This is a genomic window from Pseudomonas sp. NBRC 111127, from assembly GCF_001320345.1.
In the GTDB taxonomy this organism is placed as follows: Bacteria; Pseudomonadota; Gammaproteobacteria; order Pseudomonadales; family Pseudomonadaceae; genus Aquipseudomonas; species Aquipseudomonas juntendi.
In genome coordinates, this window is sequence record NZ_BCBD01000046.1 from 19625 (window position 1) to 32918 (window position 13294).

11 protein-coding genes are annotated in these 13294 nt (G+C 64.5%); all 11 read right to left on the bottom strand.

The genetic code is table 11. The features are described from left to right. Nucleotides 1–5 precede the first annotated feature (5 nt). Nucleotides 6–1511, bottom strand: a complete 1506-nt coding sequence (gene purF, locus APH30_RS11195) for an amidophosphoribosyltransferase (protein WP_009683775.1) — start codon at nt 1509–1511, stop codon at nt 6–8. Between the two features lie 42 nt (nt 1512–1553). Continuing rightward, the gene (locus APH30_RS11200; RefSeq protein ID WP_029886425.1) at nt 1554–2111 is read right to left on the bottom strand and encodes a CvpA family protein; all 558 of its coding nucleotides are present in this window, start codon (nt 2109–2111) and stop codon (nt 1554–1556) included. 281 nt (nt 2112–2392) lie between these two features. After that, nucleotides 2393–3043 (bottom strand): SPOR domain-containing protein, encoded by a 651-nt coding sequence (locus tag APH30_RS11205; RefSeq protein WP_054912573.1) that lies wholly within the window; start codon nt 3041–3043, stop codon nt 2393–2395. Nucleotides 3044–3047: 4 nt separating this feature from the next. After that, complete coding sequence (folC, locus tag APH30_RS11210) at nt 3048–4334, bottom strand: bifunctional tetrahydrofolate synthase/dihydrofolate synthase (RefSeq protein WP_029887584.1); 1287 nt, start codon at nt 4332–4334, stop codon at nt 3048–3050. Then, nucleotides 4334–5227: an acetyl-CoA carboxylase, carboxyltransferase subunit beta gene (gene accD, locus APH30_RS11215; protein ID WP_054905870.1), complete on the bottom strand. Its 894-nt coding sequence runs from the start codon at nt 5225–5227 to the stop codon at nt 4334–4336. The genes folC and accD overlap by 1 nt, the downstream gene beginning before the upstream one ends. Before the next feature lie 219 nt (nt 5228–5446). Next, nucleotides 5447–6067 (bottom strand): phosphoribosylanthranilate isomerase, encoded by a 621-nt coding sequence (locus APH30_RS11220; protein WP_029887583.1) that lies wholly within the window; start codon nt 6065–6067, stop codon nt 5447–5449. Nucleotides 6068–6128: 61 nt separating this feature from the next. Further along, nucleotides 6129–6989 carry a tRNA pseudouridine(38-40) synthase TruA gene (truA, locus tag APH30_RS11225; protein WP_054912574.1) on the bottom strand — a complete coding sequence of 287 codons (861 nt, stop codon included), beginning with the start codon at nt 6987–6989 and terminating at the stop codon, nt 6129–6131. 103 nt (nt 6990–7092) lie between these two features. Next, a complete protein-coding gene (locus APH30_RS11230; protein WP_054912575.1) occupies nt 7093–9861 on the bottom strand; it encodes a FimV/HubP family polar landmark protein in 2769 nt (922 codons plus the stop codon). A gap of 71 nt (nt 9862–9932) precedes the next feature. After that, complete coding sequence (locus APH30_RS11235; protein WP_054912576.1) at nt 9933–10937, bottom strand: aspartate-semialdehyde dehydrogenase; 1005 nt, start codon at nt 10935–10937, stop codon at nt 9933–9935. A 207-nt stretch (nt 10938–11144) separates the two neighbouring features. Next, nucleotides 11145–12257: an aspartate-semialdehyde dehydrogenase gene (asd, locus tag APH30_RS11240; protein WP_029887368.1), complete on the bottom strand. Its 1113-nt coding sequence runs from the start codon at nt 12255–12257 to the stop codon at nt 11145–11147. Nucleotides 12258–12320: 63 nt separating this feature from the next. Beyond that, a partial coding sequence (gene leuB / locus APH30_RS11245; protein ID WP_054912577.1) for a 3-isopropylmalate dehydrogenase occupies nt 12321–13294 on the bottom strand: 974 nt, incomplete at its 5' end.

Below are 13294 nucleotides of genomic sequence, written 5' to 3' on the forward strand. Positions count from 1 at the left end.
CTGAATCAGTTGTTGTAGAGGTCGATGATCGCGCTGACCGCCTGGTTCTTGACCTTGGCCAGGTCGTTACGGGCCTGCTCGATGCGGTCGAGGTAGGCTTCGTCGATATCGCCGGTGACATACTCACCGTTGAACACCGCGCAGTCGAAGTGCTCGATCTTGATCTTGCCGCCGCCGACCGAGTCGATCAGGTCCGGCAGGTCCTGATAGACCAGCCAGTCGGCGCCAATCAACTCACCCACCTGTTCGGTGGTGCGGTTATGGGCGATCAGTTCGTGCACGCTCGGCATGTCGATGCCGTAGACGTTGGGGAAGCGCACTGCCGGGGCTGCCGAGCAGAAGTAGACATTCTTGGCGCCGGCTTCGCGGGCCATCTGGATGATCTGCTTGCACGTGGTACCGCGCACGATCGAATCGTCCACCAGCATCACGTTCTTGCCACGGAATTCCAGTTCGATGGCGTTGAGCTTCTGGCGCACCGACTTCTTGCGCGCCGCCTGGCCAGGCATGATGAAGGTACGGCCGATGTAACGGTTCTTGACGAAGCCTTCGCGGAACTTGACACCCAGGCGGTTGGCCAGCTCCAGGGCGGCGGTGCGGCTGGTGTCGGGAATCGGGATGACCACGTCGATGTCGTGATCGGGGCGCTCGCGCATGATCTTGTCGGCGAGCTTTTCACCCATGCGCAGGCGCGCCTTGTACACCGACACACCGTCGATGATCGAGTCTGGGCGGGCCAGGTAGACATGCTCGAAGATGCACGGTTGCAGCTTCGGCGCTTCGGCGCACTGCTTGGTGAACAGCTGGCCTTCTTCGGTGATGTACACCGCTTCGCCGGGTGCCAGGTCGCGGATCAGGGTGAAACCCAGCACGTCCAGGGCGACGCTTTCGGAGGCGATCATGTATTCCACGCCTTCGTCGGTGTGACGCTGGCCGAACACCACCGGGCGAATGCCGTGCGGGTCACGGAAGCCGACGATACCGTAGCCGGTGATCATTGCCACCACGGCGTAGCCACCCACACAGCGGCTGTGCACGTGGGAAACGGCAGCGAACACGTCTTCTTCGGTCGGCTGCAGTTTGCCGCGCACCGCCAGCTCGTGGGCGAACACGTTGAGCAGCACTTCCGAGTCGGAGTTGGTGTTGACGTGGCGCAGGTCGGACTCGTAGATCTCCTTGGCCAACTGTTCGACGTTGGTCAGGTTGCCGTTATGCGCCAGGGTGATGCCATACGGGGAGTTGACGTAGAACGGCTGGGCCTCGGCCGAGGTCGAGCTGCCCGCGGTCGGGTAGCGCACATGGCCGATGCCGATGTTGCCCACCAGGCGCTGCATGTGGCGCTGCTGGAACACGTCGCGCACCAGGCCATTATCCTTGCGCAGGAACAACCGGCCGTCATGGCTGGTCACGATACCGGCAGCGTCCTGGCCGCGGTGCTGGAGGACCGTAAGCGCGTCATACAGCGCCTGATTGACGTTCGACTTACCGACGATACCGACGATGCCACACATGCGACGCAACCCCTACTTTGATGAAACTTGAGTGAATAGCGCTCAGGGCTTAGCTGGCCCGAGCAACTGTTCCTTGAACGGAAGATCAGCCGGAGCGCTGATCAGACCACCGGGCGACCATTGGCCGGCGAAACCCAGAATCAGGTTTTTCGACCAGTCGGCGACCAGAAGAAATTGTGGTATCAGGCGCGATTCCTGCCACCAGGTGTCCTGTTGAACCGGCCCCAGGCTGATCAGGCCGATGGCCACCACTACCAGCAAGGCCCCGCGCGCGGCGCCGAAGGCCATGCCCAGGAAGCGATCGGTGCCGGACAGCCCCGTCACGCGGATCAGCTCGCCGACCAGGAAGTTGACCATGGCCCCCACCAGCAAGGTGGCGACGAAAAGAATGGCGCAGCCGGCGATGACGCGCATCGATGGCGTCTGGATGTAGCTTTCAAGATACACCGAGAGCGAACCGCCGAACATCCAGGCAACCGCACCGGCAATGATCCAGATGAGCAAGGACAAGGCTTCCTTGACGAAGCCGCGCTTGAGACTGATCAGTGTGGAGACGGCGATGATCGCGATGATCGCCCAATCAACCAGGGTAAATGCCACGGTGCTGCCTGCAGACGTTTGAGGCGGCGCATTTTACCAGAGCGGTGGGGGCTTGGGTAAGCGGAATGTCAGGTGGATTGGTGTTTGCTTCATCGCCGGCAAGCCAGCTCCCACAGGGACTGTATAAACCTCACGCTATGTGCGGCCCCTATGTCAGGTGGATTGGTGTTTGCTTCATTGCCAGCACGCCAGCTCCCAGGGACTGCATAAATCTTAAGCCATGTGCAGCCCCTGTGGGAGCTGGCTTGCCGGCGATGGGCGGCAAAGCCGCCCCGGCGATATCAGCCGCGCTCAGGCTGGAAGCGCACCACAAAGCCCTTCAGGCTGTTCTGGCGGTTGACCGCATCGCGTACGCGCTCGGCCTCGGCGCGCTCGATCAATGGCCCCACATACACCCGGTTCATGCCGCCGGCCGAACGGATATAGGCGTTGTAACCCTGGCTACGCAAGGTTTGCTGCAGCTTCTCGGCACCGGCGCGGTTGGACAGGCTGGCCAGCTGGATCGACCAGCTGACCGGCAGCCCGTTGACGTCGATCTTCGATGGCGCAGCCTGGGCCGGCGTCGCTGCAGGTTTGGTTTCGACCTTGGCCGCCGGTGCGGCGGCCTGCGGCTTGGTCGGCTGGGCCTGTGCCTGGGTCTGCGGCGAGGCCGTGATCGGCTGGCTGGGCGTGCTGGCAGGGGCAGTCGACTCGTCGACCACCACCGGCGCCGACTGCGGTGCTTCAGGAACTTCCTGCGGCTGCGGCACGGTCACCGGGTCTACCTTCACTTCCGGCAGGCTGGGCATGGCAGGTGCCTGCGGGGCTTCGACGCGCACCTGGCGCATCTCGTCCTCGCGGGTGAACAGCATCGGCAGGAAGATCACCGCCAGTGCCACCAGCACCAGCGCACCGACCATGCGCTGTTTCATCCCTTTATCCAGCACTGCCATCTACTCAACCCTCCTGGGCATGCCGCTCCAGCCACGCCAGGGCCTGGGCGACACAGAAAAACGAACCGAACAGCACGATCTGGTCATCTGCCGTTGCCTGCGCGCATTGCCCTTCGAGGGCCGCGTCGACTCCGGCATAAGACTTCACCGCCGCGCCAAGGTTCGTCAAGGCGTCGGCCAACTCGGCAGCCGGCCGGCTGCGCGGGGTGTCCAGCGGGGCCACGGCCCAGTCATCGATCAGCCCGTGCAGCGGCGCGACCACGCCTGCCAGGTCCTTGTCGGCGAGCAGGCCGAATACCGCCAGCCGGCGCCCCTTCAGCGGCCGGCTCGCCAGGCGCCGGGCCAGGTACTGCGCCGCATGCGGGTTGTGCCCGACATCCAGCAGCAGCTCCACCGGCCGGCCCTGCCAGACCAGCTGGCGACGGTCTAGACGCCCGGTAATCCGGGTATCCAGCAACGCCTGGCGCACCTGCGCGGCATCCCACGGCAGGCCCATCAACAGGTACGCCTGCAGGGCCAGCGCGGCGTTTTCCATCGGCAGGTCGAGCAACGGCAGGCCGTTCAGCTCAACGGGCGCGCCATCGGCTGCAGTGCCACGCCAGTTCCAGCCGTTTTCGGCGCTTGCCAGGTCAAAGTCACGGCCGCGCAGGAACAATGGCGCTGCCAGTTCGGCGGCTTTGTCCAGCAGCGGTTGTGGCGGGTCGAGATCGCCGCACAGGGCCGGTTTGCCCGGGCGGAAGATACCGGCCTTTTCAAAGGCCACCTGCTCGCGGGTGTCGCCCAGGTAATCGACATGGTCAACGCCGATACTGGTCACCAGGGCCAGGTCGGCGTCCACCACGTTCACGGTGTCCAGGCGCCCGCCAAGACCCACTTCCAGCACCACGGCATCGAGCTGCGACTGGTGGAACAACCAGAACGCAGCCAGCGTGCCCATCTCGAAGTAGGTCAGGGAAATATCGCCCCGCGCCGCCTCCACGGCGGCAAAGGCTTCGCACAGGCGCTCATCGCTGGCCTCCAGGCCATCGATCAGCACCCGCTCGTTGTAGCGCAACAGGTGCGGCGAGCTGTACACGCCGACCTTGAGCCCCTGGGCGCGCAGCAACGAGGCCACGAAGGCGCAGGTCGAACCCTTGCCGTTGGTGCCGGTCACGGTCACCACGCGGGGCGCCAGCTTACCCAGCGCCAGCCGGGCAAGCACCTGCTGCGACCGCTCCAGGCCCATGTCGATGGCCGAGGGGTGCAACTGCTCGAGGTAGGCGAGCCATTCGCCCAGGGATCGTTGTTTCATCACGCGACGGCAGCCGCCTCACGCGCTTGCTCGGGGGTTTCCTGGCCAGTCATCTGCGCCAGCAGGCGAGCCAGGCGCGGGCGCAGTTCGCCACGGGAGATGATCAGGTCGATGGCACCATGCTCCAGCAGGAACTCGCTACGCTGGAAGCCTTCCGGCAGCTTTTCGCGTACGGTCTGTTCGATCACGCGCGGGCCGGCGAAGCCGATCAGCGCCTTCGGTTCGCCGACGATGACGTCGCCGAGCATGGCCAGGCTGGCGGACACACCGCCGTAGACCGGGTCGGTCAGCACCGAGATGAACGGAATGCCTTCTTCGCGCAGGCGCGCCAGCACCGCCGAGGTCTTGGCCATCTGCATCAGCGAGATCAGCGCCTCTTGCATGCGCGCACCGCCGGAAGCGGAGAAGCAGACCATTGGGCAACGGTGCTCCAGGGCGTAGTTGGCAGCGCGGACGAAGCGCTCACCGACGATGGCGCCCATGGAACCGCCCATGAACGAGAACTCGAAGGCACTGACCACGATCGGCATGCCCATCAGGGTACCGCTCATGGAGATCAACGCGTCTTTTTCGCCAGTCTGCTTCTGCGCGCCGGTCAGGCGATCCTTGTACTTCTTGCTATCGCGGAATTTCAGGCGGTCGACCGGCTCGAGGTCGGCGCCCAGTTCGGCACGGCCTTCGGCGTCGAGGAAGATGTCGATGCGCGCGCGTGCGCCGATGCGCATGTGATGGTTGCACTTGGGGCAGACATCGAGGGTTTTTTCCAGCTCCGGGCGATACAGCACGGCCTCGCAGGACGGGCACTTGTGCCACAGGCCTTCAGGCACCGAGCTCTTTTTCACCTCGGAACGCATGATCGAAGGGATCAGTTTGTCGACTAACCAGTTGCTCATGCTTTTTTTCTCCAGTATTGGCAGGCGGGGCCGTTATCGTCGGCCTGCCCTGCCCTTGAGCTCAAAATCTGTTACGAAACGATGATGGACCGGCCGCCGGGGCTTCCAGCGCGCCACTCCACCGCTAATGCGTTGTGTTGCCGCCACCATGGGTGCGGCTGCCCGGCAGGGCTGCGAATGCTATGGACGATGGCGCGCAGCCAGCCGTCACATCTGCCATCACGCCTGCCTCACCGCCTGCATGAAGGCTTCGATCTTCGCGGCGTCCTTGATGCCCTTGGCCTGCTCGACCCCACCGCTGACATCCACCGCATAGGGCCGTACCTGGGCGATGGCCTGGCCGACATTGGCCGCCGAAAGCCCACCGGCAAGAATGATCGGTTTGCTCAGCCGCGCCGGTACCAGGGACCAGTCGAACGCCTCGCCGGTTCCCCCAGGCACACCCGCCACATAGGTATCGAGCAGAATGCCGCGAGCGCCGGCATAGCGCTGGCAGGCTGCCTCGAGGTCATCGCCCGGGCGCACCCGCAGGGCTTTGATCCAGGGGCGGTGGTAGCCCTCGCAGTCCTCCGGGGCTTCATCGCCGTGGAACTGTAGCAGGTCCAGTGGAACCACTTCGAGGATCTCGTTCAATTCGCACCGCGAGGCATTGACGAACAGCCCTACCGTGGTCACGAACGGCGGCAGTTCAGCAATGATTGCCCGCGCCTGGCGCACGTCCACTGCGCGTGGGCTTTTGGCATAAAAGACGAAACCGATGGCATCGGCCCCGGCCTCGACAGCAGCCAACGCGTCTTCGATGCGGGTAATCCCGCAGATCTTGCTGCGAACATAGCTCATGAAACGCGAACCCTGATGATAACGGTCAAAGGCCGGATGTTAGCAAATGGCTTTTCGCCCGTCAGTCCGCCAACCCTTCATAACCGCTTAAAAAGTGTGGGCCAATGTAACGCCTGGGCAGGGTGAACGTGTCGGGGTACTCCACCTGCACCAGGTACAGCCCATAGGGATGGGCGGTTACCCCGCCTTCGCGGCGGTCACGCCCTTCCAGCACCTCACGCGCCCAGCTCACCGGGCGTTCGCCGCTACCGATGGCCATCAACACGCCGGCAATGTTGCGCACCATGTGGTGCAGGAAGGCGGTGGCGCGCACGTCCAGCACGATCATCTGGCCATGGCGGGTAACCCGCAGGTGGTAGATATGCTTGATCGGCGACTTGGCCTGGCACTGGCTGGCGCGGAAGGCGCTGAAATCGTGGGTGCCGAGCAGCGACTGTGCCGCCTGGGCCATACGCTCGACGTCGAGCGGGCGGTGGTTCCATGTCACCTCCTCGGCCAGGTGCGCCGGGCGGATCGGGTCGTTGTAGATGACATAGCGGTAGCGCCGGGCGCATGCCTTGAAGCGAGCATGGAAATCAGCCGGCATCGGCTGCGACCAGACCACACTGATGTCGTGCGGCAGGTTGAAGTTGGTGCCCATGGTCCAGGCACGTTCGTCGCGCACGGCACGGGTGTCGAAATGCACAACCTGCCCACAGCCATGAACACCGGCATCGGTGCGGCCGGCGCAAACCACGGCGATCGGCTCGTTGGCGACCTTGGACAGCGCTTGCTCCAAGGCCTGCTGGACACTGGGCACGCCGCTGGCCTGGCGCTGCCAGCCGCGGTAGCGTGCGCCCCTGTATTCCACGCCCAGGGCGATGCGGGAGTAGCCTTCGGCCGCAGATTCGGTGGCGGCGGTGTCGATGATGTCCAAGAGCATGAAACCTGTGGGGTGTACGAAATGGCGGGGATTATAACGACAACGGCAGCCGCGTAGGGCTGCCGTTGCTTGTCCACTGTAACCGATGGCCGCCTCGCTGGCGTCAGACCAACCGGGACAGCATGTCCTTGGCTTCCTGGCGCTGAGTGTCGTCGCCGTCCTTGACCACTTCGTCGAGGATATCGCGTGCGCCCTGGCTGTCGCCCATGTCGATATAGGCGCGAGCCAGGTCCAGCTTGGTGGCCACTTCATCACTGCCGGAGAAGAAGTCGAAGTCGAGATCGTCCAGCGGCTCCGGCTCTGGCTGCGCGGCTGCATCTTCGCTGGTGAAGTGCGGTTCCAGCGAGGGCGCCTCCAGGCTCTGCGACAGCTTGTCCAGCTCGGCGTTCACGTCATCGAGTTCCGAGGCAAAGCTTTTGTCTGCCGGCGAGTCGTCTTCCAGCGACAGTGACAAGTCGAAGTCCGAGGGCAGATCGAACTCGGAGACCGGATCGAACTCTGGCACGCTGTCGAAGGCCGCCAGCTCGGCAGCCACATCGCCCGCGGCGGTGTCGGCTGCTGGCGCAGCAGCGGGGGTGACGGGTTCGGTGACATCGAGGTCGAAATCCGACAGGTCGACCGCGGGTTGCGGCTCGGCCTGGGCCAGCATGGCTTCGAAATCCGCATCGGCGTCGGCTTGCAGGTCCTCATCCAGGGCGAACGGCTGTTCTTCTGGCGGCGCACCTGGCTGCACCGGCTCGTCCAGCACCGGTTCGGCGATCACCAGCTCATCAGGCACTGGCGCCTGCGCCGCGGGCTCGTCGAGCATCGCCGCGGCCAGCGGATCGTCCTCGGGCAAGTCTTCCCCAAGGCCAAGGTCAAAGGCATGGTCCAGGTCCGGTTCGCCCAGCCCCTGATCCTCCAGGCCGGCGACGTCCAGGATAGGCACTTCATCGAGAGGGTCCAGCCCGGCATCAGGTTCAGCGCCAACCTCCGGCTCAGCCACTGCCTGCGGTTCGAGCTCTGGCACCTGCTCAGGCACCCCATCGGCAACCACCGGCGCCGCGGCGTCATCGTGCAACAACTCCTGCACGTACTGCTCGTCCATTTCGGCAGCCAAAGCTGCCGCGCCCAGGCCGGCAGCTGCCAGGCCCAGCATGGCTGGGTAGCGTTCTTTCAACTCGGCCACAGCGGCGCCATTGTGCTCGCCGGCTTGCAGCTGGCGCTCCTGTTCGGCGAAGGCCGTCTGATCACCCTGGCGGGCATACACGTCCATCAGCTTCAGGCGCAGGTCATCACGGGCCGGGGCAGCGGCCACGGCAGGCTCCAGCAGATCGGCGGCACGGTTCAGGCGCCCCTCGGCCAGGCACTGGTCGACTTCCGCCAGCAGCGCGGCGTGAGGGTCTGCCGGTGGCTCTGCGGCAGCCGGTTCGGCCACTTTTTCCGCAGCCACGGCAGCGGCGGCCGATGCGGCGACCACTGCAGGCGACAAGGTGACGCTCGGCTCGGCCACTTCGACGCCGTCGAAGCTTTCGGTGTCGGTGTCGAAACCGGTGCCCTGCTCTTCTTCCAGCGCCCGCGCCATGCGCAGGTGCTTTTCCGCCTCTTGTTGAGCCTTGCGCTTGCGCGCCAGCAGCCACAACAGCAGTGCCAGGACAAGAATGGCAGACCCGGCGATCAGCCACAGCAGCCAAGGGTTACCGAGAATCTGCTCGAGCGCGCCGTTCGCCTGGCTGGCCGGCGCCGGGGCAGGCTCTGCCGCCGGCTTGCTGGCAGGTGCAGCCTGGGTGGGGGCTGGCTCGCCGCTCGCCTCGGCACCTGCCGCAGGCGCTGACGCGGCTTGCGGCGCGGGCGCCGGTGCGACGCCTGCCGGGGACGGCGTGGCGGCACCCTGCGCCTGAAGACGCGCCAACTGGTCGTTTTTCAGGTCGATCAGACGCTGCAGCTTGTCCAGCTGGCTCTGCAGGTCACTCATGCGGCTCTTGAGTTCGTCGTTGTCGCGGCGGCTGGTATCGAGGCTCTCCTGCGCCACCGCCAGCTTGTCGCTTAGCGCTTTGGCCTGGTCGGCCCCCGCCTGGTTGCCCGGGCTGACCAGGCGCAGGTTGTCGCCCTGGGCAACACGCGCCGGGGCGGCGTCGGCGGCACCACGGCGAGTGGCGTCCAGCTGACGGGCCCGCGGACCCAACCGACGGCCCTCACGCCAGGCCGCGTACTGCTCGGCCACCTCACGGTTGGCCTCGGCCTGGGCGATGCTCTGAACCTGCTGCTGGTCGGGCAGGCGCAGCACCTGGCCAACCTTCAGCTGGTTGATGTTATTGCCGATGAAGGCATCCGGGTTCAGGGCCTGGATGGCGATCATGGTCTGCTGGATCGAACCGCCCTGGGTGTTGCGCGCGGCAATTTGCCACAACGTGTCGCGACGCTGGGTGGTGTAGCTGCTGGCAGCGGTACTGGCCGGGTTGAGATTGCCAGCAGCCGGTTTGTCGCCCTGGGCCTGGGCCTGGTCGAGCAACACGCTGTAGTCACGCAGCAGGCGGCCCTGCGGCCACATCACCTGGACCAGGAACTTGACCACGGGCCCAGGCAGCGGCTGGCTGGAGGTCACCCGCAGCACGCTTTTGCCGTTGGGGTTGATGACCGGCGTGAAGGTGAGGTCTTCGAGGTAGGCCGCGAATGGCACCCCGGCCTTGCTGAACTCTTGCGCAGGCGCCAGGCTGGGTGCCACTTCGGCGGCCTTGAGGTCGCGCACGTCGAGCAATTCGATCTCGGCGTCCAGCGGCTGATTCTGTGCCGACTTCAGGGTCAGCTCCCCCAGGCCCAGCGCATTCGCCATGCCAGACGACAGCGCTGAAGCTGCAGCCATGGCCAGAACCAGTTTGCGAATTCGAAGCATGACCTCTTCCCTTGTATGAATCGTCCCGAAACCTGCATGCGGAGCAGGACAAAAGTGCTCGCCAGTATCTTTTACAGCCTGTGTTTAATCAACAATTGCGCCACTTGCACAGCGTTGAGCGCGGCACCTTTGCGCACGTTGTCGGTGGTCAGCCAGAGGTTGAGCTGCTGCTGTTCATCGATACCGTGCCGTACACGACCAACATAGACCACGTCTTGCCCGACTGCGTCACCAACCGGGGTTGGATAGTCATCATTTTCCACCCGTTCGATACTGTCGGCAGCCTCCAGGGCCTGGTTGACCGCGGCCAGATCGACCGGGTGACAGCTTTGCACGGCCACACTGAAGCTATCGCCGAAAAACACCGGTACTTGAATGCAGCTCACGGAAATCTTCAGCTCAGGCAGGCCCAACAGCACACGCAGCTCAGTGACCAGGCGGCGCTCCAGCGCAGTATGGCCCTGATCGTCGGCGGCACCGACCTGGGCCAACAGGTTGAACGCTACCTGGCGGTCGAAGAAGCGTGGCTCCAGCGGCCGGGCATTGAGCAGTTCGGCAGTTTGCCTGGCCAGTTCGCTGACGCCCTCGCGGCCTTGTGCCGAAACGGCCAGTGCGGCCATCACCTGGATACGCTCGATTTCCAGCAGGCCCTTGAGCGGCGCCAGGGCGACGGCCAAGGCGACAGCGGCCGAGCACGGGCTGACAATTCGCGCGGGCAGCTCCAGGCTGGCGATGCGCTCGGCGTTGGCTTCGGGCACCAGCGCCAGGGCGTCGTCCAGGCCACCAGACAGGTCGATCACCGTGCAACCGGCTTGCAGCGCCTTGCCGGCAAAGCTGCGGCTGACCGCAGCGCCAGTGGCGAAGAACGCCAGCTTGACCTGGCCGAAATCGAAGCTGTCGACTTCGCGAACCTTCAGTTTCTTGCCGGCGAACATCACGCTGCTGCCGGCCGACTCCATGCTGGCCAGCAGGTGCAGGGTTGCCACGGGGAAATCCAGTTCTTCGAGGATCTGTACCAAGGCTTCACCGACGCTGCCGGTGGCGCCGACGACGGCGATGTCCAATGGGTGTGTCATGGTAGGGATCCTCTTGCAGAAAACGGCGGGGGCGGCACTTTACTCGGATTGCAGGGTTTTGTCTGTGATGGCTTCAGCTTGGTTGGGCCAGCTGCGGTAGCAGACTGCTTGACGGGGCCAGCGGTGGTTCGCGGAGGCTGCAGCAGCTGGCGCCAAACAAAAAACCCGTGCTGTTGCCAGCACGGGTTTTCGGACGAACCAGAACGATCAACGCTCCAGCAGAATCCGCAGCATGCGGCGCAGCGGCTCGGCAGCGCCCCACAGCAGCTGGTCACCCACGGTGAATGCGCCCAGGTACTGCGAGCCCATGTTCAGCTTGCGCAGGCGGCCAACCGGAATGTTCAGGGTGCCGGTGACCTTGGTCGGCGACAACTCCTGCATGCTGATTTCACGCTGGTTAGGCACCAGTTTCACCCAAGGGTTGTGCTGGCTGATCATGCCTTCGATATCGGCAATCGGCACATCCTTGTTCAGCTTGATGGTCAACGCCTGGCTGTGGCAACGCATGGCGCCGATGCGCACGCAGATACCATCGACCGGGATCGGGCTCTTGAAGCGGCCGAGGATCTTGTTGGTTTCGGCCTGGGCCTTCCACTCTTCACGGCTTTGGCCGTTCGGCAGTTCCTTGTCGATCCACGGGATCAGGCTGCCAGCCAGCGGTACGCCGAAGTTCTCGGTCGGGAACGCTTCGCTGCGCATGGCCTCGGCGACCTTGCGGTCGATGTCGAGAATGGCGCTGGCCGGGTTGGCCAGGTCGTCGGCGACGGCCGCGTGGGTAGCGCCCATCTGCTTGATCAGCTCACGCATGTTCTGCGCGCCAGCGCCCGAGGCTGCCTGGTAGGTCATGGCACTCATCCACTCGACCAGGCCAGCTTCGAACAGGCCACCCAGGCCCATCAGCATCAGGCTGACAGTGCAGTTGCCGCCGATGTAGTTCTTGGTACCGGCGTCCAGCTGCTGGTCGATGACCTTGCGGTTGACCGGGTCGAGGATGATGACCGCGTCATCCTGCATGCGCAGGGACGAGGCGGCGTCGATCCAGTAACCCTGCCAGCCGGCTTCGCGCAGCTTGGGGAAGACCTCGTTGGTGTAGTCGCCGCCCTGGCAGGTCAGGATAACGTCGAGGGTCTTGAGTTCTTCAATCGAATAAGCGTCCTTGAGCGGCGCTGTATCCTTGCCCACGTTCGGGCCTTGGCCACCCACGTTGGAGGTGGTGAAGAACACCGGCTCGATAAGGTCGAAGTCCTGCTCCTCCAGCATCCGCTGCATGAGCACGGAACCGACCATACCGCGCCAACCGATCAGACCTACACGTTTCATCGCAACTACACCTTTGCTAAAAGTGGGCCGCCACCAGGAATGTGGGGTGGCGGGCCAGAGAGATTACAGATTCCGCAGGGCTGCGACTACTGCGTCGCCCATTTCCTGCGTACCAACTTTGGTGCAGCCTTCCGAGAAGATGTCGCCCGTGCGCAGCCCCCGGTCCAGAACCAGGCTCACGGCCTTCTCGATCGCCTCGGCGGCGGCCGACTGATTGAAGCTGTAACGCAGCATCATCGACACCGACAGAATGGTCGCCAGTGGGTTGGCGATACCCAGGCCGGCGATGTCCGGGGCCGAGCCGTGGCAAGGCTCGTACATGCCCTTGTTGTCGGCATCCAGCGAGGCCGAAGGCAGCATGCCGATGGACCCGGTCAGCATGGAAGCTTCATCCGACAGAATGTCACCAAACATGTTGTCGGTCACCATCACGTCGAACTGCTTGGGGGCGCGCACCAGTTGCATGGCGGCGTTGTCCACGTACATGTGGCTCAGTTCCACATCCGGGTAGTCCTTGGCCACGTCTTCGACCACTTCGCGCCACAGCTGGCTGGAAGCGAGCACGTTGGCCTTGTCCACCGAGCACAGTTTCTTGCCGCGCACGCGGGCCATGTCGAAACCGACACGGGCAATGCGGCGCACTTCGCTTTCGCTGTACGGCAGGGTGTCGTAGGCCTGGCGCTCGCCACCTTCCAGTTCACGCTGGCCGCGTGGGGCACCGAAGTAGATACCGCCGGTCAGCTCACGAACGATGAGAATGTCCAGGCCGGAAACGATCTCGGGCTTGAGCGAAGACGCGTCGGCCAGTTGCGGGTAGAGGATGGCCGGGCGCAGGTTGGCGAACAGGCCCAGTTGCGAACGGATTTTCAGCAGGCCGCGCTCCGGGCGGATATCACGCTCGATCTTGTCCCACTTCGGCCCGCCCACCGCGCCCAGCAAGACCGCGTCGGCCTTGCGCGCACGGTCCAGGGTTTCGTCGGCCAGGGGCACGCCGTGCTTGTCGATGGCAGCGCCACCGATCACATCGTGGGCCAGGC

Excerpts from the sequence above, each read along its gene's own strand:
- purF (WP_009683775.1), bottom strand. The coding sequence starts at position 1,511 with ATGTGTGGCATCGTCGGTATCGTCGGTAAGTCGAACGTCAATCAGGCG.
- APH30_RS11205 (WP_054912573.1), bottom strand. The coding sequence starts at position 3,043 with ATGGCAGTGCTGGATAAAGGGATGAAACAGCGCATGGTCGGTGCGCTG.
- folC (WP_029887584.1), bottom strand. The coding sequence starts at position 4,334 with ATGAAACAACGATCCCTGGGCGAATGGCTCGCCTACCTCGAGCAGTTG.
- accD (WP_054905870.1), bottom strand. The coding sequence starts at position 5,227 with ATGAGCAACTGGTTAGTCGACAAACTGATCCCTTCGATCATGCGTTCC.
- APH30_RS11220 (WP_029887583.1), bottom strand. The coding sequence starts at position 6,067 with ATGAGCTATGTTCGCAGCAAGATCTGCGGGATTACCCGCATCGAAGAC.
- truA (WP_054912574.1), bottom strand. The coding sequence starts at position 6,989 with ATGCTCTTGGACATCATCGACACCGCCGCCACCGAATCTGCGGCCGAA.
- APH30_RS11230 (WP_054912575.1), bottom strand. The coding sequence starts at position 9,861 with ATGCTTCGAATTCGCAAACTGGTTCTGGCCATGGCTGCAGCTTCAGCG.
- APH30_RS11235 (WP_054912576.1), bottom strand. The coding sequence starts at position 10,937 with ATGACACACCCATTGGACATCGCCGTCGTCGGCGCCACCGGCAGCGTC.
- asd (WP_029887368.1), bottom strand. The coding sequence starts at position 12,257 with ATGAAACGTGTAGGTCTGATCGGTTGGCGCGGTATGGTCGGTTCCGTG.